The organism is Azospirillum sp. HJ39, from assembly GCF_041507355.1.
Taxonomy (GTDB): Bacteria; Pseudomonadota; Alphaproteobacteria; order Azospirillales; family Azospirillaceae; genus Azospirillum; species Azospirillum thiophilum.
This window is the reverse complement of sequence record NZ_CP167912.1, coordinates 119,153-137,139: the sequence shown is the minus strand read 5'-3', so window position 1 is coordinate 137,139 and position 17,987 is coordinate 119,153. Positions and strand designations below refer to the sequence as shown.

The 17,987-nt window shown below is 70.0% G+C and carries 18 protein-coding genes; 13 read left to right on the top strand and 5 right to left on the bottom strand.

What is annotated here, in order from left to right; translation table 11 throughout:
• The first annotated feature begins 72 nt into the window (after positions 1-72).
• The 13 genes from ABMY26_RS28280 to ABMY26_RS28220 all read left to right on the top strand — a co-directional run bounded on the left by ABMY26_RS28280 (position 73) and on the right by ABMY26_RS28220 (position 12,831).
• Positions 73-1,281, top strand: coding sequence for a CaiB/BaiF CoA transferase family protein (locus tag ABMY26_RS28280; RefSeq protein ID WP_372399507.1), 1,209 nt, complete (start codon positions 73-75; stop codon positions 1,279-1,281).
• A gap of 3 nt (positions 1,282-1,284) precedes the next feature.
• Positions 1,285-2,202 carry a hydroxymethylglutaryl-CoA lyase gene (locus ABMY26_RS28275; protein WP_372399506.1) on the top strand — a complete coding sequence of 306 codons (918 nt, stop codon included), beginning with the start codon at positions 1,285-1,287 and terminating at the stop codon, positions 2,200-2,202.
• A 96-nt stretch (positions 2,203-2,298) separates the two neighbouring features.
• Complete coding sequence (locus ABMY26_RS28270) at positions 2,299-3,849, top strand: class I adenylate-forming enzyme family protein (RefSeq protein WP_372399505.1); 1,551 nt, start codon at positions 2,299-2,301, stop codon at positions 3,847-3,849.
• The gene (locus tag ABMY26_RS28265; RefSeq protein WP_372399504.1) at positions 3,846-5,027 is read left to right on the top strand and encodes an acyl-CoA dehydrogenase family protein; all 1,182 of its coding nucleotides are present in this window, start codon (positions 3,846-3,848) and stop codon (positions 5,025-5,027) included. Before ABMY26_RS28270 ends, ABMY26_RS28265 begins: the two co-directional genes overlap by 4 nt.
• Before the next feature lie 13 nt (positions 5,028-5,040).
• Positions 5,041-5,922, top strand: a complete 882-nt coding sequence (locus tag ABMY26_RS28260) for a branched-chain amino acid ABC transporter permease (RefSeq protein ID WP_372399503.1) — start codon at positions 5,041-5,043, stop codon at positions 5,920-5,922.
• Positions 5,919-6,881, top strand: coding sequence for a branched-chain amino acid ABC transporter permease (locus tag ABMY26_RS28255; RefSeq protein WP_372399502.1), 963 nt, complete (start codon positions 5,919-5,921; stop codon positions 6,879-6,881). Before ABMY26_RS28260 ends, ABMY26_RS28255 begins: the two co-directional genes overlap by 4 nt.
• On the top strand, positions 6,874-7,647 hold the full coding sequence (locus ABMY26_RS28250) for an ABC transporter ATP-binding protein (protein WP_372399501.1): 774 nt from the start codon (positions 6,874-6,876) through the stop codon (positions 7,645-7,647). Before ABMY26_RS28255 ends, ABMY26_RS28250 begins: the two co-directional genes overlap by 8 nt.
• The gene (locus tag ABMY26_RS28245) at positions 7,644-8,366 is read left to right on the top strand and encodes an ABC transporter ATP-binding protein (protein ID WP_372399500.1); all 723 of its coding nucleotides are present in this window, start codon (positions 7,644-7,646) and stop codon (positions 8,364-8,366) included. The genes ABMY26_RS28250 and ABMY26_RS28245 overlap by 4 nt, the downstream gene beginning before the upstream one ends.
• A gap of 24 nt (positions 8,367-8,390) precedes the next feature.
• Positions 8,391-9,554, top strand: coding sequence for a thiolase family protein (locus tag ABMY26_RS28240; RefSeq protein ID WP_372399499.1), 1,164 nt, complete (start codon positions 8,391-8,393; stop codon positions 9,552-9,554).
• The gene (locus ABMY26_RS28235; protein ID WP_372399498.1) at positions 9,554-9,994 is read left to right on the top strand and encodes a Zn-ribbon domain-containing OB-fold protein; all 441 of its coding nucleotides are present in this window, start codon (positions 9,554-9,556) and stop codon (positions 9,992-9,994) included. The genes ABMY26_RS28240 and ABMY26_RS28235 overlap by 1 nt, the downstream gene beginning before the upstream one ends.
• A 48-nt stretch (positions 9,995-10,042) precedes the next feature.
• Positions 10,043-11,245 carry an amino acid ABC transporter substrate-binding protein gene (locus tag ABMY26_RS28230; protein ID WP_372399496.1) on the top strand — a complete coding sequence of 401 codons (1,203 nt, stop codon included), beginning with the start codon at positions 10,043-10,045 and terminating at the stop codon, positions 11,243-11,245.
• 1 nt (position 11,246) lies between these two features.
• The gene (locus ABMY26_RS28225) at positions 11,247-12,017 is read left to right on the top strand and encodes an enoyl-CoA hydratase/isomerase family protein (protein ID WP_372399495.1); all 771 of its coding nucleotides are present in this window, start codon (positions 11,247-11,249) and stop codon (positions 12,015-12,017) included.
• On the top strand, positions 12,010-12,831 hold the full coding sequence (locus tag ABMY26_RS28220; protein WP_372399494.1) for an amidohydrolase family protein: 822 nt from the start codon (positions 12,010-12,012) through the stop codon (positions 12,829-12,831). Before ABMY26_RS28225 ends, ABMY26_RS28220 begins: the two co-directional genes overlap by 8 nt.
• 5 nt (positions 12,832-12,836) lie before the next feature.
• Here ABMY26_RS28220 and ABMY26_RS28215 read toward each other — a convergent pair whose 3' ends face one another.
• The 5 genes from ABMY26_RS28215 to ABMY26_RS28195 form a co-directional block, all read right to left on the bottom strand.
• Complete coding sequence (locus ABMY26_RS28215) at positions 12,837-13,778, bottom strand: electron transfer flavoprotein subunit alpha/FixB family protein (protein ID WP_372399493.1); 942 nt, start codon at positions 13,776-13,778, stop codon at positions 12,837-12,839.
• A gap of 202 nt (positions 13,779-13,980) precedes the next feature.
• Entirely contained in the window at positions 13,981-14,730 is a 750-nt protein-coding gene (locus ABMY26_RS28210) for an electron transfer flavoprotein subunit beta/FixA family protein (protein WP_372399492.1), read from the bottom strand.
• Between the two features lie 5 nt (positions 14,731-14,735).
• Positions 14,736-15,605, bottom strand: a complete 870-nt coding sequence (locus ABMY26_RS28205) for an aldolase/citrate lyase family protein (protein ID WP_372399491.1) — start codon at positions 15,603-15,605, stop codon at positions 14,736-14,738.
• Complete coding sequence (locus ABMY26_RS28200; protein ID WP_372399490.1) at positions 15,602-16,474, bottom strand: MaoC family dehydratase N-terminal domain-containing protein; 873 nt, start codon at positions 16,472-16,474, stop codon at positions 15,602-15,604. The genes ABMY26_RS28205 and ABMY26_RS28200 overlap by 4 nt, the downstream gene beginning before the upstream one ends.
• Entirely contained in the window at positions 16,471-17,961 is a 1,491-nt protein-coding gene (locus ABMY26_RS28195) for an FAD-binding oxidoreductase (RefSeq protein WP_372399489.1), read from the bottom strand. The genes ABMY26_RS28200 and ABMY26_RS28195 overlap by 4 nt, the downstream gene beginning before the upstream one ends.
• Between the last annotated feature and the right edge of the window lie 26 nt (positions 17,962-17,987).

The window sequence follows — 17,987 nt, the reverse complement described above, 5'->3', positions numbered from 1 at the left end:
TGCCCGGCGTGTTGGCACGCCCTTTGCTGTTTGCTGAACAAACAAACCATTCGACAGATGAAGCATTGGGGCATGAAGGGCATGGCACCACTGAAGGGCATCCGGTTGATCGACCTGACGCACATGCTGTCCGGTCCATACGGCACCATGCTGTTGACCGACCTCGGCGCCGAGACGATCAAGGTCGAGCCTCCCGGCCGGGGCGAGGGCACGCGGCAATTGCTGGCTGGCGATCCCGATTATTCGCGCCACGGCATGGGCGCCTATTTCCTCACCCTCAACCGCGGCAAGCGCAGCGTCTGCATCGATCTGAAGAGCGAGGAGGGACGCGCGGTCTTCCTCGATCTCGTCGGCAAGAGCGACGTGGTCTTCGACAATTTCAGCGCCGGGGTGACGGAGCGGCTCGGCATCGACTTCGCCGCGCTGTCGGCGGTCAATCCCCGGATCATCACCTGTTCGGTCACCGGATTCGGCAGCGACGGCCCCGATCCGCACCGTCCCGCCTTCGATCAGGTCGTGCAGGCGATGGGCGGCGGGATGAGCATCACCGGACTGCCCGACGGGCCGCCGCTGCGCTCCGGCATTCCGATCGGCGATCTGGCCGGCGGCCTCTTCGGCGCCATGGGCGTGCTCGCCGCGTTGAACGAGCGGGCACAGACGGGGGTGGGGCGTCATGTCGACGTGTCGATGCTGGACGCCCAGATTTCGCTGCTGAACTACATGGGCACCATGCACCTGATGTCGGGCCATGTGCCGGAGCGGCTGGGCAACGGGCATTTCGTCCATGTCCCCTACAACGCGTTCAGGACAGCCGACGGCTACATCATCATCGCCTGCATCGGCGACGCCTTCTTCGAGCGGTTGCTGCCGGTGATCCGGCGGCCCGAGCTGGAGGCGCCCGAATACCGCCTCCAGCCCGGCCGCTACGCTGACAAGGAGCGGATCGAGCGGATCGTGGAAGAGGAGCTGGTCAAGGACACCGCCGCCAACTGGCTGATTCGGCTGCGCGAGGCGCGGGTTCCCTGCGGCCCGGTCCATGACTTCGCCCAGGCGCTGTCGGATCCGCAGGTGGTCGCCCGCGACATGGTGGTCGATCTGCCGCTGTCTCAGGGCGGGTCGGTGCGGGTGCCGGGCAACCCGATCAAGTTTTCCGGCGCCGGCCCCGACAGCTTCGCGCCGCCGCCCGAGCTCGGCCGCGACACCGACGCGGTGCTGGGCGCGCTCCTGGGCTATGGGCCGGACCGCATCGGCGACCTGCGCCGCGCCGGACGGGTGGGGTGAGCCATGGACCAGCTGCTGCTGACCGAAGTCGCCCCGCGCGACGGGCTCCAGAACCAGCCGGTGCGGATCGCGACGGCGGACAAGCTCGATCTGCTGTCGCGGCTGGCCGCCGCCGGCCTGACGCGGATCGAGGCCGCCAGCTTCGCCTCGCCCAAGGCGGTGCCGCAGATGGCCGACGCGGAGGAGGTCGTCGCCGGAGCCCGCCGTCTCGACGGCGTCGCGCTGTCGGCCCTGACCATGAACCTGCGCGGGCTGGAACGGGCGCTGGCTTGCGGGACGCCGCAGGTCGCCACCGTGGTTGCGGCGACCGAGCAGATGAACCTGCGCAACATCAACATGACGCTGGACCAGGCCACCGCCGTCGCAATGGACGTGATCGGGCGGGCCATGCAGGCGGGCTGCGGGGTACGGGCTTATGTCGCCGTCGCCTTCGAATGCCCGTTCGAGGGGCCCGTCGATCCCGGCACCGTCGTCCGGCTGGCCGAGCGCTTCGCCGCGATGGGGGTGGACGAGGTGGTGATCGCCGACACCATCGGCGCCGCCGGCCCCGCGCAGGTGGCAGGCCTGCTGCGGGCGTTGCTGCCCAGCCTCCCCCCGGGGCGCGTCGGCATGCATTTCCACGACACGCGTGGCTTCGGCGTCGCCAATGCCCATGCCGCCATCGAGGCCGGCATCCGGCGGCTGGACGCCAGCGCAGGCGGAATCGGCGGCTGCCCCTTCGCTCCCGGCGCCGCCGGCAATGTGGCGACCGAGGATTTGGTCCTGCTGGCCGAGACGTCCGGCCTGGCGACCGGCGTCGATCTGCACGCGCTGGTCGGTGCGGTGGAGTTCGCCGGCGGGCTCCTGGGCCGTGAGCTGGGCGGCCGGGCCATGCCCTGGCTGAGACGCAGGTTCGCGTCTGCTGCCCGAGATGGTCGTTGAAGGCACCGTAACCCGTCCTGCACCATTCGGAGCCTAAGCAATCATGAGTACAAAAGGAATAAATACTTAATAAAACGAACGGGGAGGAGCAAGACGATGAGCCTGACACAAAGTTCGGCCGACAGCGCCGCGGCCCTGGTGGCGCGGGCGGCGGCATCGACGGTGGGAAGCCTGTTCGCTTCCATCGCACGCCTTCATCCGCATCGCATCGCCGTCGAGGACGGCGACCGCGTCGTGACCTTCGCCCAGCTCGCCGAACGGGTGAACCGCAGTGCGTCGGCGCTGGCGGCACTGGGGGTCGGGCGTGGCGCCCGTGTCGCGGTGCTGTCGGAAAACCGTCTGGAATACATCGAGATCCAGCTGGCCTGCGCCCGGCTTGGCGCCATCACCGCCTGCCAGAACTGGCGCCTCAGTGCGAAGGAGCTGGACCACTGCATCGGGCTGGTCGGTCCGGTGGTCGTCCTGGTGTCGCCCCGCCATGCCGGCAAGCTGTCGGACACCGCCGCCGGCCGGATCCCGGCGATCGAATTCGGCATGGAGTGGGACCGCCGTCTCGCCGCGGCCGCGCCCGAGGCGCCGCCCGACGTGGCGGAGCCGGAGGATCCCCTGCTGATCCTCTACACCAGCGGTACCACCGGCATGCCCAAGGGGGCCGTGCTGACCCACCGCTGCGAGCTGGCCCGCATGGGCGCCATGCCGTTCGACCTGGGGGTGCGGCCGGGCAATACCAACCTGTGCTGGCCGCCGCTCTACCACATGGGCGGCACCGAGCCGGCGCTCTACGCCCTGCTGACCGGCGGACGGGTGATCGTGCTGGATGCCTTCGATCCCGAACGCATCGCCGACAAGATCGAGACGGAGGCGTTCGAATGGGTGTCGATCATGCCGGGCACGCTGGGCCGGATGATCGAGGTGCTGGAACGCCGGTCGACGAGGCCGCGCGGCATCCGCACCTGCGGTGTGATGGCCGACCTGTCGCCGCCCGGCGAGGTGGCGCGGCTGAGCGACCTGCTCGGCGCCGATTTCCTCAACTGTTTCGGCTCGACCGAAACCGGAACCCCGCCGCTGTCGGGCCGCCAGCTGCCCTGCGGCGACACCGCCGACCTCGGCAAGGCGCCCAGCGTCGGCGCCGAGATCCGGCTGGTCGACGCGGATGACAAGGATGTGGCCGAGGGCGGCATCGGCGAGCTCGCCATGCGCGGCCCGACGCTGTTCAGCGGCTATTGGAACAACGACGAGGCGACCCGCAAGGATTTCCGCAACGGCTGGTTCCACATGGGCGACCTGTTCCGCCGCCGTCCCAACGGCCTCTACGACTTCGTGGACCGGGCGAAGTACCTGATCAAGTCGGGCGGCGAGAACATCTATCCCGCCGAGATCGAGCGCGTGCTGGTCGGCCATCCCGACGTGCGCGACGCCGTGGTCGTCCGCAAGAAGGACGACCGCTGGGGCGAGATTCCGGTGGCGGTCGTGGTGTCGAGCAACCCGCGGCTGGAGGCCGCCGAACTCTCAGCCCTCTGCCGCCGGGAGCTGGCCGGCTACAAGCAGCCCAAGGCGATCCATTTCGTGCCGCCCGAGCGCATCGCCCGCTCCACCACCGGCAAGGTGCAGCGCACGGTCATCGAAAGCTGGGTGGAAAGCCAATGACGGACGCTCTTTCGACCTATGCCGCCGCCGACGTCGCCGGCAATGCCGACGACATCGACGCGCTGGTCCGCACCGTGCGCGGGTTCGTCGAGACCGCCCTGCGCCCGCATGAGGAGGCCGTCGACCGCGCCGACGACGTCGATCCCGCCCTGTTGCGCGACCTGCGGCGGTCGGCCGCCGAGCTCGGCATCTACGGCTACAATATGCCGGAGGAGATCGGCGGACCCGGGCTGAGCCGCGTCGCCATCTCGGCCATCGACGAGGCGATCGGCCACACCAGCATGCCGCTGGCCGAGGCCTGCGGGCACCTGCCCGGCTCGCTGCTGTTCGCCGACGAAAGCCAGCGCGAGTGGTTCGTCGGGCCGCTGATGCGCGCCGAGCGCACCGTCGCCTACGCCCTGACCGAACCGGACGCCGGTTCCGACCTGAACGCGCTGAAGACGCGGGCGCGGCGCACCGACGGCGGCTGGCTGCTGTCGGGGGCGAAGACCTTCATCTCGCATGCGGAGACCGCGGACCACACCATCGTGCTGGCGGTGACCGACCGCGAGGCGCCGCTGAAAGGCCGGCTGACCACCTTCATCGTGCCGCGCGGGGCGAAGGGCTATGCGATCGACCGCCGCTTCCGCAAGCTGGGCTGGCACGGCTACCACATCTCGGCGCTGAGCTTCGACGAGTGCTTCGTTCCGGATGGCCATGTGCTGGGCGCCCCCGGCGCCGGCTTCGGCGTGATGATGGCGACCATCAACAACGACCGGCTCTTCGTATCCTGCCGCTGCGTCGGCATGGCCCAGCGGCTGATCGATCTGGCGGTGCCCCATGCCCGCGACCGCACCACCTTCGGACGGCGTCTGGCCGACCATCAGGCCATCGCCTTCATGCTGGCCGACTGCGACGTCGAGATCGACGCGGCCCGGCTGCTCTGCGCCAAGGCGGCCCGCCTGTCCGACCTGAAGCATCCGGATGCCCGAATCGCGGCATCGCGGGCCAAGCTCTACGCGACCGAGATGGTCGGGCGGGTGGCCGACCGCGTGCTCCAGATCTTCGGCGGCGCCGGCTTCATGGCCGACCTGCCGGTCGAGCGCATCTACCGCGATGCGCGCGGCTTCCGCATCGGCGAGGGCACCTCGGAAATGCAGCGCCTGCAGATCGCGCGCAGCCTGATCGACCGGACCTGAGGGAGGCATTCGCATGGAAAGCGCACTCCTTGCCCAGTCGCTGCTTCTCGCCCTGACCACGGCCGGACTCTACGCGACCATCGCGTCGGGCCTGACGCTGGAATTCGGCGTGACCGGCATCGTCAACTTCGCGCATGGCGAATTCGTCATGCTGGGCGCGTTCCTGACCTATTTCCTCTACGAGTCGGCCGGCGTGCCGCCGCTGGTCGGCATGCTGCTGTCCGGACTGGCGATGACGGCGCTGTCCTGGCTGGTCTTCGACAGCTTCCTGTCGCGCGTCCTGAAGCAGGACGAGCACAACCAGATCCTCGCCACCATCGGGCTGTCGATCCTGCTGATCAATCTGGCGATGATCGCCTGGACGCCCGACGCCCGCGTCATGCATGCCCCGGCGCTGCTGCCGCCGCTGGAAATCGGCAGCGTCATCGTGCCGGGCAACAATCTGGTCGTGCTCCTGGTCGGCATCGCGCTCTATGCCGGGATGATCTGGTTCATGCGGGGCACCCGCCAGGGGCTGCTGCTGCGTCTGGCCGCCGACGACCCGCAGTTGGCCGTGCTGACCGGGGTGGACGTGACGCGGATGTTCCGCCTGTCCTTCCTGATCGGCGGGCTGACGGCGGGCATCGGCGGCGGCCTCGTCGCCCTGATCCTCTATGTGCAGCCGCTGGTGGGCGTCGATCTGGTGATGCGCGCCTTCGCCATCGTGGCGCTGGGCGGGCTCGGCAGCATCGGCGGCGCGCTGATCGGCGCCGTCCTGCTGTCTGCCGCGGAGAACCTGACCGCCACCTTCGTTCCGGGAGGCGGCAGCTGGGGCTACGGCGTCGCCTTCGTCATCATCGTCCTCGTCCTGGTGGTTCGTCCCACCGGGCTGTTCGGATCGGAGCGGCGGGCATGAAGACCGATCTCACCCGCATGCTTCCCTATGCCGCCATCCTGCTGGTCACGCTGGCGCTGATCTGGATCGACAGGCCCTTCTGGATCCAGCTCGCCATCGGCGTCGCCATCACCGCCGTCACGGCGCTGGCCTGGGACATCCTGTCCCGCACCGGCCAGGTGTCGCTGGGATCGGCCGCCTTCTTCGGCATCGGCTCCTATGCGCTGGCGCTGTTCGAGCCGCTGTTCGGGCTGGCGCTGGCCTGGGTCGCGGTGGTGGTGGTCTGCGCGCTGGCCGCCACCCTGCTCGGACTGCTGACCCTGCGGCTGAGGCGGATGTATTTCGCCATCGCCACGCTGGGCTTCGCCCTGTCGATGCAGGTTCTGGTCGTTGTGTTCCCCGATTGGACCGGTGGGGCCGGCGGCATCGCGCCGCCGGTGCTGGCCGGCGGCGATCCGCGCTGGCAGCTCGCGTTGATCGGGTTGCTGCTGCTGGCCGCGGCGGGGATTTCCGACCTGCTGCTCGGCCTGCGCTTCCGCCCCGCCTTCTTCATGATCCGCACCAAGCCCGAACTGGCGGCTGCCAGCGGCGTGCCGGTGGTACGGATGAAGATCTTCGCCTTCATCGTGTCGGGCGTGCTGATCGGGCTGGCCGGGGCCTGCTATGGCGGACTGTACGGCTATGTCGTGCCGACCGACGTGTTCACCACCAACTGGAGCGTGCTGCCGCTGGCCATCGCCACGCTGGGCGGGATGGACACCACGATCGGCCCCCTGCTGGGCGCCGTCGTCCTGAAGGCGCTGGAGGAGGTGGCGCGCTCGACCATCGGCGGCACCGGCTATCAGGTCGTCTACGGCGCGGTGATCATCCTGTTCGTCATCGGCATGCCCCAGGGGATCGTCGGGCTGCTGCGCCGCGGCAGGGGCCTGCTGGCCCGCTCCGGCACCGCGAAGAAGAAGGAGAGGGAGCGCCATGCCTGATACCGGACCTCCCGATGCCGGTGCCGCTGGCGCCCGCGCGGACATCCTCTCGATCCGTGACCTGACCGTGGCGTTCGGCGGGCTGAAGGCGCTGGACGGGGTGTCGCTGTCCATCGCGGCGGGCGAGATCACCGGGCTGATCGGCCCCAACGGCTCGGGCAAGAGCACGCTGGTCAACACCGTGTCCGGCCAGCTTTCCGTCCGCGGCGGCCGGGTCCGGCTCGACAGCGAGGACGTGACCGGCCGGCGGCCCGACCTGATCGTCCGGGCCGGTCTGGCGCGGACCTACCAGATCCCGCGCGTGCCGCCGGCCCTGACGGTGGAGGAGGTGCTGTCGGTTCCCCTGCTCTATGCCGGGCGCGAGCGCCACCGGCTGGAGGGGTTGGACAGCGCCGCTGCCATCGCCGCCTTCTGCGGGCTGGGGCCGCTGTTCCGCCGCCGCTGCGGCGACCTGTCGGTCACCGACCTTCGCCGGCTGGAGATCGCCCGCGCGCTGGCCTGCGCCCCCAGACTGCTGCTGCTGGACGAGGCGATGGCCGGCCTGTCGCACGAGGATTCGGTGGACGTCATGGCCCTCATCCGCGACGTCCATGCCCGGGGGATCAGCATCGTGATCATCGAGCACCTGATGCGCGTCATCACGACGCTGTGCCATCGCGTCGTCGTCCTCAACAACGGCCGCCTGCTGGCTGAGGGCGCGCCGGCAGCCGTGCTGGCCGACGGGGCGGTCCGCGAAGCCTATCTCGGCAAGGGGTTCGCTCAATGAGCCGCTTCGTCGGACGGATCGGCGGCGCCTCCTACGAGCGGCTGCGCGTGCTCCACCCGCTGGATTTCGCGGTGGAGAGCGGACACATGCTGGTCGTTCTCGGCTCCAACGGCGCCGGCAAGACCACTGCGCTGCGGGCCCTGGTCGGCACCGTCGCCACCAGCGGGCGCCAACTCTCGCTCGACGGGCGCGATCTCAGCGGCTACGCGCCCTGGCAACTGCCGGCCCATGGCGTCGTGCTGGTGCCGGACGGGGCGCGCTGCTTCCCCAACCTCACCGTCGAGGACAATCTGCGCGGCGCCCATTGCGCGGCGGCCGGCGTGCGCAGGCTGGCGCCCTACGAGCGGCTGAGGGAGACGGTCTGCGGCTATTTCCCCATCCTGCGCGAACGCAGCCGCCAGATCGCCGGCACGATGAGCGGCGGCCAGCGCCAGATGCTGGCGATCGGGCGGGCGCTGATGACGGAGCCGGCGGCCCTGATCCTGGACGAGCCGTCGGCCGGGCTGGCGCCGATCATCGTCGAGGACATGTTCGCCACGCTGGCCAAGATCAAGCGCGAGAGCGGCTGTGCCATCGTCATGGCCGAACAGAATGTCGGCTATGCCACCCACATCGCCGACCACTGCATCGTGCTGGAGGAGGGGCGCACCGCGCTCGCCGGCCCGATGGCCGAGGTGGTCACCCACCAGAAACTGCGCAGCGCCTATCTCGGCATCTGACGCATCACGTTCGGAGGACACCCAATGCCGACCGTCGGTTCCGACGTCGTCATCGCGGGCATCGGCGAGACCCCGGTCGGCCGCCTGCCCGGACTGTCATCGGTCGAAATCCAGGCGATGGCGGTCCTCGCCGCCCTTCGCGATGCCGGATTCGCCCTGTCCGACCTGGACGGGCTGATCAACCTCGATCCCTATGCGACGCCGAACAGCATGTTCTCCACCACGCTGGCGGAATATCTGGGGGTGGCGCCGCGCTTCGCCTGCACGGTCGACGTCGGCGGCACCGTCACCGGCATGACCATGCTGCAACAGGCGGTCTGGGCCATCGAAAGCGGCTATTGCGAGGTCGTCGCCTGCGTCTATGGCGAGAACGCGCTGACCGGCCGGCCGGCCGGCGCCCAGGGGCTGCACATGCGCAACCTGCTGGGCGGCGAGGAGTGGGAGGAACCGTTCGGCGTCCACGGCATGGTCATCCCCTATGCCCTGCTCGCCCAGCGCTATCTCGACCTCCATGGCGCGAGCGACGAGGATCTCGCCGCCGTCGCCCTGGTGACGCGCCGCCACGCGCTGCTGAACGACAACGCGCAGATGAGGAAGCCGATCACGCTGGAGGACTACCGGGCCAGCCGGACGATCAGCAGCCCCCTGCGCCTGCTCGATTGTTCGCTGGTGTCGGACGGCGGCGGGGCGCTGGTGCTGACGCGGGCCGGACGGGCGCCGCAGGGCCGGACGCGGTCGGTCAACATCCGCTCCATCGGCATGAAGACCACGCACAATTCGGTCGCCCTGATGCCCGACATCCCGCAGCTGGGCATGGCGGCGGCCGGAGCCGACGCCTACGAGGCCGCCGGCATCGGCCCGGAGGACATTCAGGTCGCCAACCTGCACGACGCCTTCACCATCTCGGTGCTGGTGTCGCTGGAGGCGCTGGGCTTCGCCCGCCCGGGAGAGGCCGGGGCGCTGGTCCGGTCCGGCGCCATGGATCTCGGCGGGCGCTGGCCGCTGAATCCCCATGGCGGGCTGCTGTCGCAGGCGCACGTCGGCGGCATGCTCCACATCACCGAGGCGGTGCGCCAGCTGCGCGGCGAGGCCGGGCGCCGGCAGGTCGAGGGCGCCCGCCGCGCCCTGGTCAGCGGGAACGGCGGCATCTTCTCCGTCTGCGGCGCCATGATCCTGGAGCGAAGCTGATGTTCGACCTGTTCGCCACCCCGCCCGAGCCGACCGAGGCCAGCGCCCCCTTCTGGGCCGGCTGCGACCGGCAGGAACTGCTGTTTCCCAGATGCGGAAGCTGCGGGCATCTCTTCTACTACCCGCGCCGCCACTGCCCGCGCTGCAGCGGCAGCGCGCTCGGCTGGCAGCGGCTGTCGGGCCGGGGAACCGTCTTCTCCTTCACCCATGTCGCCGTCGCCTTCCAGGGGGCGGAGTGGGAGGGGCAGCTTCCCTACACCGTGGTGCTGGTCGATCTGGCCGAGGGGCCCCGCATGCTGAGCCGGCTGGTCGGCCGGTCGGACAGCCGGACGGAAGGCCCGGCACCCGTCGAGGTGCGCTCGGGCGACGCGGTCACCGTCGTCTTCCCGCAGATCGTCGGCCGGCGCTTTCCCTTCTTCGAGCATGCCGCAACCGGCTGAACAGGCCGGCTGAACAGGCCGAACAACCATAAGAACCAGGAGGAAACCATGCCCATTCTGAAGACGCTCGCGGCGGGTGCCGCAGCGCTTGCCATGGCCGCCCTGTGGGTGCCGCAGGCGGTTGCCCAGACACCGGGACACACGGCCGAACCGATCAGGATCGGCGTCCCGCTGCCGCTGACCGGCGTGCTGGCGGTCGGCGGCCAGACCATCCTGTCCGGCGTGAAGTTCGCCGCCGAGGAGATCAACGCCGGCGGCGGCCTGCTGGGCCGGCCGGTCGAGCTGCTGATCGAGGACACCAAGAGCGAGCCGAACACCGCCGCCACCATCGCCGCCAAGATGGTGACCGAGGACAAGGTCTACGCCTTCGTCGGCGGCTACGGCAGCACGGCCGACTTCGCCCTGCTGTCCAGCGTGAAGCGCTACAAGCCGCTGTTCATCCACACCGGCTCCTCCTCGGTCCGGCTGGAGACCAGTTTCGGCAAGGAGGACTGGTACTATCACATCTACATCTGGGACTATCACCGCCAGAAGGCCGCCTCGCGCTTCCTCGCCTCCGTCGAGCCGAAGGTGAACACGGTGGCGCTGGCCTATGAGGACGGACTCTACGGTGCCGACGCGGCGAAATACGCCGAGGAGTATTTCTCCAAGGCCGGGATGAAGCTGGTGATGAAGGAGCCGTTCAAGTCCGGCTCGCCCGATTTCTCGCCGGTCCTCTCCCGCGTCAAGTCGCTGAACCCGGACGCCTTCTTCTCGGTCGGCTATTCGGGCGACAATCTCCAGCTCGTCCGCCAGATGAAGGGCCTCGGCATCAAGCCGAAGCTGACCATGGTGGTGTCGGCCGGCGACCGCCGTGCCGATTACGGCGACATGAGCGAGGGGCTGACCATGATCACCGAATGGTCCACCGCCGACCGCACCCCGGCCGCCGCCGAGCTGATCCGCAAGGTCGAGGCGAAGGGCCAGGCCATCGCCCCGGTCTTCCCCCAGGGCTATGCCGGCATGATGACGCTGGCGGATGCGATCAGGACGGCCGGCGTCCTCGACCAGGACAAGGTGCGCAAGGTGCTGTCGACCGCGACCTTCGACACTCCATACGGCAAGATCGGCTACCGCGCGTCGGAGGGCGGCGGCCTGCACCAGCTGCTGTCCGACGAGACGATGGTCATCGTCCAGCACCGCAAGGAGGGCGAGGAGGTGGTCTATCCCGCCGCCAAGGCCGGCGGCAAGCTCGCCTATCCGGCGCCGTGAGATGGCCGTCCGTTTCGAACGGCGCGGGACGGTCGGGCTGGTCACCCTGTCGAAGCCCGACCGCCACAACGCGCTGGCCGGCGATCTGGTGGCGGCGCTGCTCGACACCCTCGACCGGCCGGACGCCCGGCAGGCCAGCGCCCTGGTCATTGCCGGGGACGGGCCGTCCTTCTGCGCCGGCGCCGACATCGGCGACCTGCTGCAGGCCGGCTGGATGGGGCCGGCACCGTCCGGCCCGACGCCGATGGACCTGTTCGAACGGCTGGACGGCCATCCGCGCCCGACCGTCGCGGCGGTCCATGGCCGGGCGCTGGGCGGCGGATTCGAGCTGATGCTGTGCTGCGACCTCGCCGTCGCGGCGGAGGATGCGGCCTTCGCCCTGCCGGAACTGGGGCTTGGGGTGGTGCCCAACACCGGGCTCGCCCGGCTTGTGCAGATCGCCGGTCCCCGCCATGCGCTGGACCTGATCCTGACCCGCCGCCGGATCGGCGCGGCGGAGGCCGCGGCGCTGGGCCTTGTGTCGCGCGTCGTGCCGGCGGCCGAACTGGTGGACCGTGCCGTCGAGTTTGCCCGCGCCATCATCGACGGGGCGCCGCCCGGCGCCATCGCCGCGGTCAAGCGGGCGGTGCGCCGCGCCGCGCCGCTCGACTGGGCCGAGGTGCGCGGCATGCTGGCCGAGGTGCCGGCCGGGGAATGGGCGGAGGGGCTTGGCGCCTTCCGCGACAGAAGGCCTCCCGACTACAGCGAATTCTGGAGAAAATCCGATGCGTAACGCCCAATCCTTCGACGTCTTCGATCTGCACCACCATGTCGGCTCGCTCGACATCGTCGGCAAGGGGCCACAGGGTGCCGGCGACATGGCGGCCGACGCCGGCAAGCGGATCGCCTTCATGGACCGCCATGGCATCGACCAGGCGTTGCTGATGCCGTCCAACGGCTACCAGGCGCCCGACGGCATCGCCGACACCCGCCGGGTGAACGACAGGGTGGCCGAGTACCGCGACCGCTGGAGCGCCCGGTTTCCCGCGGCGCTCGGCACCGTCTCGCCGCTGGAGGGCGACGCGGCGCTGGACGAGATCGACCGCTGCGTCGAGGTGCTGCAGATGAAGGGCATCGTCTGGCACCACCGTTTCCAGGGCTGCGCCATCGACCATCCGCGGATGGACGCCCTGCTGGAGCGGGTGCGGCACCATGGCGTACCGGCCTTCATCCACATCATCGGCGATTCCAAGCTGGAATCGCCCTGGAAGCTGGAGGTGCTGGCGGAGCGCTTTCCGGATGTCCGCTTCGTGGCGCTGGACGCCTTCTCCTCGCCCGACTTCGCCCACTGGATGCCGCACATCGCGCGCAGGCACGCCAACATCGTCTTCGATACCGGGGTGATGGTTCCGGTGTCGCACATGATCGAGACCTTCGTCCGGACCGCCGGGGCGCACCGCCTGCTGCTCGGCACCGATTTCTATTCGTCGCCCAAGCTGTTCAGCTCGCCTTTCCCATTGACCGAAATCCTGGCATCCGACCTGCCGGACGAGGAGTGTGCGCTGATCCTCGGCGGCAATGCCAGACGCCTGCTGGGGCTCGCCTGAGCGCCTTACAGCGCCTGCCGCAGTTCCGGCACGGCCTTGAACAGGTCGGCGACGAGGCCGTAATCGGCGACCTGGAAGATCGGTGCCTCCTCGTCCTTGTTGATGGCGACGATGACCTTGCTGTCCTTCATGCCGGCCAGATGCTGGATCGCGCCCGAGATGCCGACGGCGATGTAGAGGTCCGGCGCCACGATCTTGCCGGTCTGGCCGACCTGATAGTCGTTCGGCACGAAGCCGGCGTCGACGGCGGCACGGCTCGCACCGACCGCGGCCCCCAGCCTGTCGGCCAGAGCCTCCAGCAGCGGGAAATTCTCGCCCGACTGCATGCCGCGCCCGCCCGACACGACGATGCGCGCGCTGGTCAGTTCCGGCCGCTCCGACTTCGACAGCTCGGCCGAGACGAAGCCCGACAGGCCGGGGTCGGCCAGGGCGGCGACCGGCTCGACCGGGGCGCTTCCGCCGGTGGAGCCGGCGGCCTCGAAGGCGGTGGTGCGGACGGTGAGGATCTTCACCGGATCGGCGGATCGCACGGTGGCGATGGCGTTGCCGGCATAGATCGGCCGCTCGAAGCTGTCGGCCGACACAACCGCGGTGATGTCGGAGATCATCGCCACGTCGAGCAGCGCCGCGACCCGCGGCAGCACGTTCTTGCCGGTCGAGGTGGCGGCGGCGAGGATATGGCCGTAGCCGGGGGCGAGCGACACCAGCAGCGCCGCCAGCGGTTCGGCCAGGGCATGCCCATAGGCGGCATCGTCGGCCAGCAGCACCTTGGCGACGCCGTCCAGCCTGGAGGCGGCGTCGGCGGCGGGGGCGGCGTTGCGGCCGGCGACCAGGACATGGATGTCGGAACCGAGCCCCTTGGCGATCTCGGCGGCGGCGGTCACCGCATGGGCGGTGGCGGGCTTGAGGGTCGCGTTGTCGTGGTCGGCGAGGATCAGGATGGGCATGGGGCGGGTCCTTTGGTGGCGGGGCTTGGCGGATGGTGTGGAGGAGTGTCGGCTGCGGATGCCCCCTCCCTAACCCTCCCCCGTTTCACGGGAGAGGGGACTGCCGCCGCTGCGCGAACAATTCACGCCGGCAAGCGTCCTACCCCCTCTCCCGCGTGAGCGGGGGAGGGATGGGGAGGGGGCAATGGAGCGACCACTCCCCTCAGATCACGCGCGCTTCGGTCTTCAGCTTGTCGACCAGCGCGGCGACGTCGGCGACCTTGATGCCGGCCTTGCGCTTGGGCGGCTCGACCACCTTCAGCGTCGTCAGCCGCGGCGCGACGTCGACGCCGAGCGCGTCGGGCGTGACGATCTCCAGCGGCTTCTTCTTCGCCTTCATGATGTTGGGCAGCGAGGCATAGCGCGGCTCGTTGAGGCGCAGGTCGGCCGTCACCACCGCCGGCAGCGCGAGCGACACGACCTCCAGCCCGCCGTCGATCTCGCGGGTCACCGCGACCTTGCCGTCACCGGCGACGACCTTCGAGGCGAAGGTGCCCTGGCCCCAGCCGAGCAGGGCCGCCAGCATCTGGCCGGTCTGGTTGCAGTCGTCGTCGATGGCCTGCTTGCCGAGGATCACCATCCCCGGCGCTTCCTTCTCCACCAGTGCCTTCAGAACCTTGGCGACCGCCAGCGGTTCGGTCGTCCCGTCGGTCTGCACCAGGATGGCACGGTCGGCGCCCATGGCGAGCGCGGTTCGCAGGGTTTCCTGGGCCTGGGCCGGGCCGACCGACACCACGACGATCTCGCTCGCCGTGCCGGCCTCCTTCAGGCGAACCGACTCTTCGACGGCGATCTCGTCGAAGGGGTTCATGCTCATCTTCACGTTGGCGGTCTCGACGCCGCTGCCATCCGCCTTCACGCGGATCTTCACGTTGTAGTCGACCACCCGCTTGACGGGGACGAGGATTTTCATGGAGGTCAGTCCTCTTGCGGCTGGGCCGCGCTCGCGGCGCGGGACAGGATGCGGCGGGCCTTGCGCGCCATCGCTTCGTCGATCATCCGGCCATCGACCACCGCGACGCCCTTGGCGCTTTCCGCCAGGATGCGGCGAGCCTGGGCGGCTTCCGCCTCGGTCGGGGTCAGGGTTGCATTGATGGTGGCGATCTGGCCGGGGTGGATCGCCGCCTTCGCACCGAAACCAAGCGCCAGGGCGGCGGCGGTCTCCCGTTCCAGCCCGGCGGCATCGTTGAGGGCGAAGAAGGGCGAATCGACCGCTTCGATGCCGGCCAGCGCCGCGGCGTTGACCAGCCGGGAGCGCGCCGACAGCAACGGCTCCCAGGCGGTGGCGCAGCCGAGATCGGCGGACAGGTCGGCGGCGCCGAAGAACAGCGCGGCCAGCCGGGGCGATGCGCCGGCGATGTCCTCCGCCGCGGCGACGCCACGGGCCGATTCGATCAGCGCCACCAGCGGCAGCGGGGTTCCGGCTCCGGCCAGCAGCGTGTCGATCCAGCGGATCGTCTCGGCGCTGTCGACCTTCGGCACGATGAGGCAATCAGGCCGGGCGGACTGCGGCCCGCGGATCAGCGCCAAAAGATCCTCCAGCCCATCGGGCGTGACCGGCGCATTGATGCGCAGCGCCCGCAGGATCGGAACGGCCGGCGGCGTGGCCAAAGCGTCCAACGCTTTGCCGCGTGCCGCCGCCTTGTCGGCCGGCGGAACGGCGTCCTCCAGGTCGATGATCAGCACATCGGCACCGGACCCGGCGGCACGGTCGAAACGGTCGGGCCGGGTCGCCGGGGTGAACAGCCAGCTGCGGCAGGGCCGCCCGGCAGTCAGCAGCCCGCTCATGGCGCGACCGCGAATTCAGCGGTCATGGCCGCCGCGCCGTCCGGCCCGGCGGCCCAGCCGTCGATCCGGCCGTCTCCCCTGTCCGCTGCGTTCAGGGTGAAGGGCGCGGTGTCGAACAGCGGACGGCGGGCGCGGAAGCGGAAACCGCAAACCCGGCGGCTATCCTGTCGGTCACCGAGGTTGCACAGCACCAGATCCATCAGCAGGGTGGCCGTCAGCGGTCCATGCACCACCAGCCCCGGATAGCCTTCGACATCGCGGCAATAGGGACGGTCGTAATGGATGCGGTGACCGTTGAAGGTCAGCGCCGAATAGCGGAACAGCAGCACCGGATCGGGAGTAACGCCACGGCTCCAGTCGGCGGCGGGCAGGGGCTCGGTGGCGGCAGCCGGCTGTTGTGCCGCTTCGCCCGGCTTCGCGGCTTCGCGATAGACGATGTCCTGCCGCTCCCGGATGGCGACGCCGGCATCGGTCGCGATCTCGTGCATCACGCTGACGAACACCATGTCGCCCGACCGGCCGGCCTTGTGCTCCACCGCTTCGATGGTGGAGGTGCGGCGCATCTCCGCCCCGACCGGAATCGGTGCCAGGAAGCGCATGTCGCTGCCGGCCCACATCCGCCGGGGCAGCGGCACCGGCGGCAGGAAGCCGCCCGTGTGCGGGTGCCCGTCCTCGCCGATTTCGCGCTGCGGCGCGCGGGGCAGGAAATGCAGCCAGTGGCCGAGCGGCGGCAGCTCCCCCGCCGGCCAGGGCGGGGTGTCGTGGTCCAGCGTCGCGGCCAGCCCGGCCAGCGGGGCGGCGGCGGCGGCGGCGATGTCGGTCCGCAGCTCCACCCCGCCGACCCAGTCCTTCAGATGGTCGAACGTCACGGCGCCACCCCGGAGGAATGCAGGATCTTGCCCGGATTCATGATGTTGTGCGGATCGAAGGCGCGCTTCAGCGTCGCCATCATCTCCAGCTCGACCGCCGATTTGTAGCGCGGCATCTCGTCGATGCGCAGCCGGCCGATGCCGTGCTCGGCCGAGATCGAGCCGCCGAGTTCGACGACGATGTCGTGGACGATGGCGTTGACCGTCGCCAGCTTCGCCCGCCATTCCGCCGGGTCGCCGTCCTCGGCCTGGATCGGGTTGTAATGGATGTTGCCGTCGCCGAGATGGCCGAAGGAGAAGGGGCGGATGCCCGGGCAGGCCCGCTCCAGCGCCGCGTCGGTGCGGTCGAGGAAGCGCGCGACCCGCGAGATCGGCACCGAGACGTCGTGCTTGAACGACACGCCCTCGCGCTTCTGCCCCTCCGGGATGCCCTCGCGGATGCGCCACAGCGAATCGGCCTGGGCCTTCGACGCGGCGACCACCCCGTCCAGCACCTCGCCGGCCTCCATTCCCGCTTCCAGGATGGCTTCCAGCATCTCGGCCAGGCGGTTGCCCGAATCCTGGTCGGCCAGCTCCACCAGCACGTACCAGGGATAGCGGTCGCGCAGGGGATCGGGCACGTCCGGCACATGGCGGCGGGCGACGTCGATGCAGGCGCGCTGGATCAGCTCGAAGGTGACGATGCGGTCGCCGGCCACGCCCTTGGCGCGGGTCAGCAGATCGACGGCATCGCTGGGGGCCGATACCGCGACGAGCGCCGTCGCCGTGGCGCGCGGCAGCGGCGACAGCTTCAGCACCGCTGCGGTGACGATGCCCAGCGTGCCTTCCGAGCCGATGAAGATCTGCTTCAGGTCATAGCCGGCATTGTCCTTGCGCAGGCCGCGCAGCCCATCCCAGATCCGCCCGTCGGGCAGCACCACCTCCAGCCCGGCCACGAGGTTGCGCATGTTGCCGTAGCGCACCACCTGCACGCCGCCGGCGTTGGTGGCGATGTTGCCACCGATCTGGCAGGAGCCTTCGGCGGCGAGGCTCATCGGGAACAGCCGGCCGACGTCGCGCGCCGCGTTCTGGATGTTGGCGAGGATGCAGCCGGCCTCCACCGTCATCGTGTCGTTGTCGATGTCGATCTCGCGGATGCGGTTCAGCCGGTTGGTGGAGATGACGATCTCCGTCCCGTCGGCATGCGGCTGGCTGGCGCCGGTCAGGCCGGTGTTGCCGCCCTGGGGCACGATCGGCGTGCCGGTTTCGGCACAGATGCGCACGACGGCGGCGAGATCCTCGGTGCTGTCGGGCAGCACCACGGCCGGCGACCGGCCGACCCAGCCGTCCCGCCAGGATTCCATGAAGGGCTTCATGGTGTCGGGGTCGGTGATCAGGCCGCGGTCGCCGACGATGGCGCGGATGGGGGCGAGCACGGCCGTCGCGAAGTCCGGCCGCAAGGCGGTTTGTCCGCTGCTCTGCCCGCTGGTTTGGATGTCGTTCGGCAAGGGAGCTCTCCCTGGGCTTCGGGCCT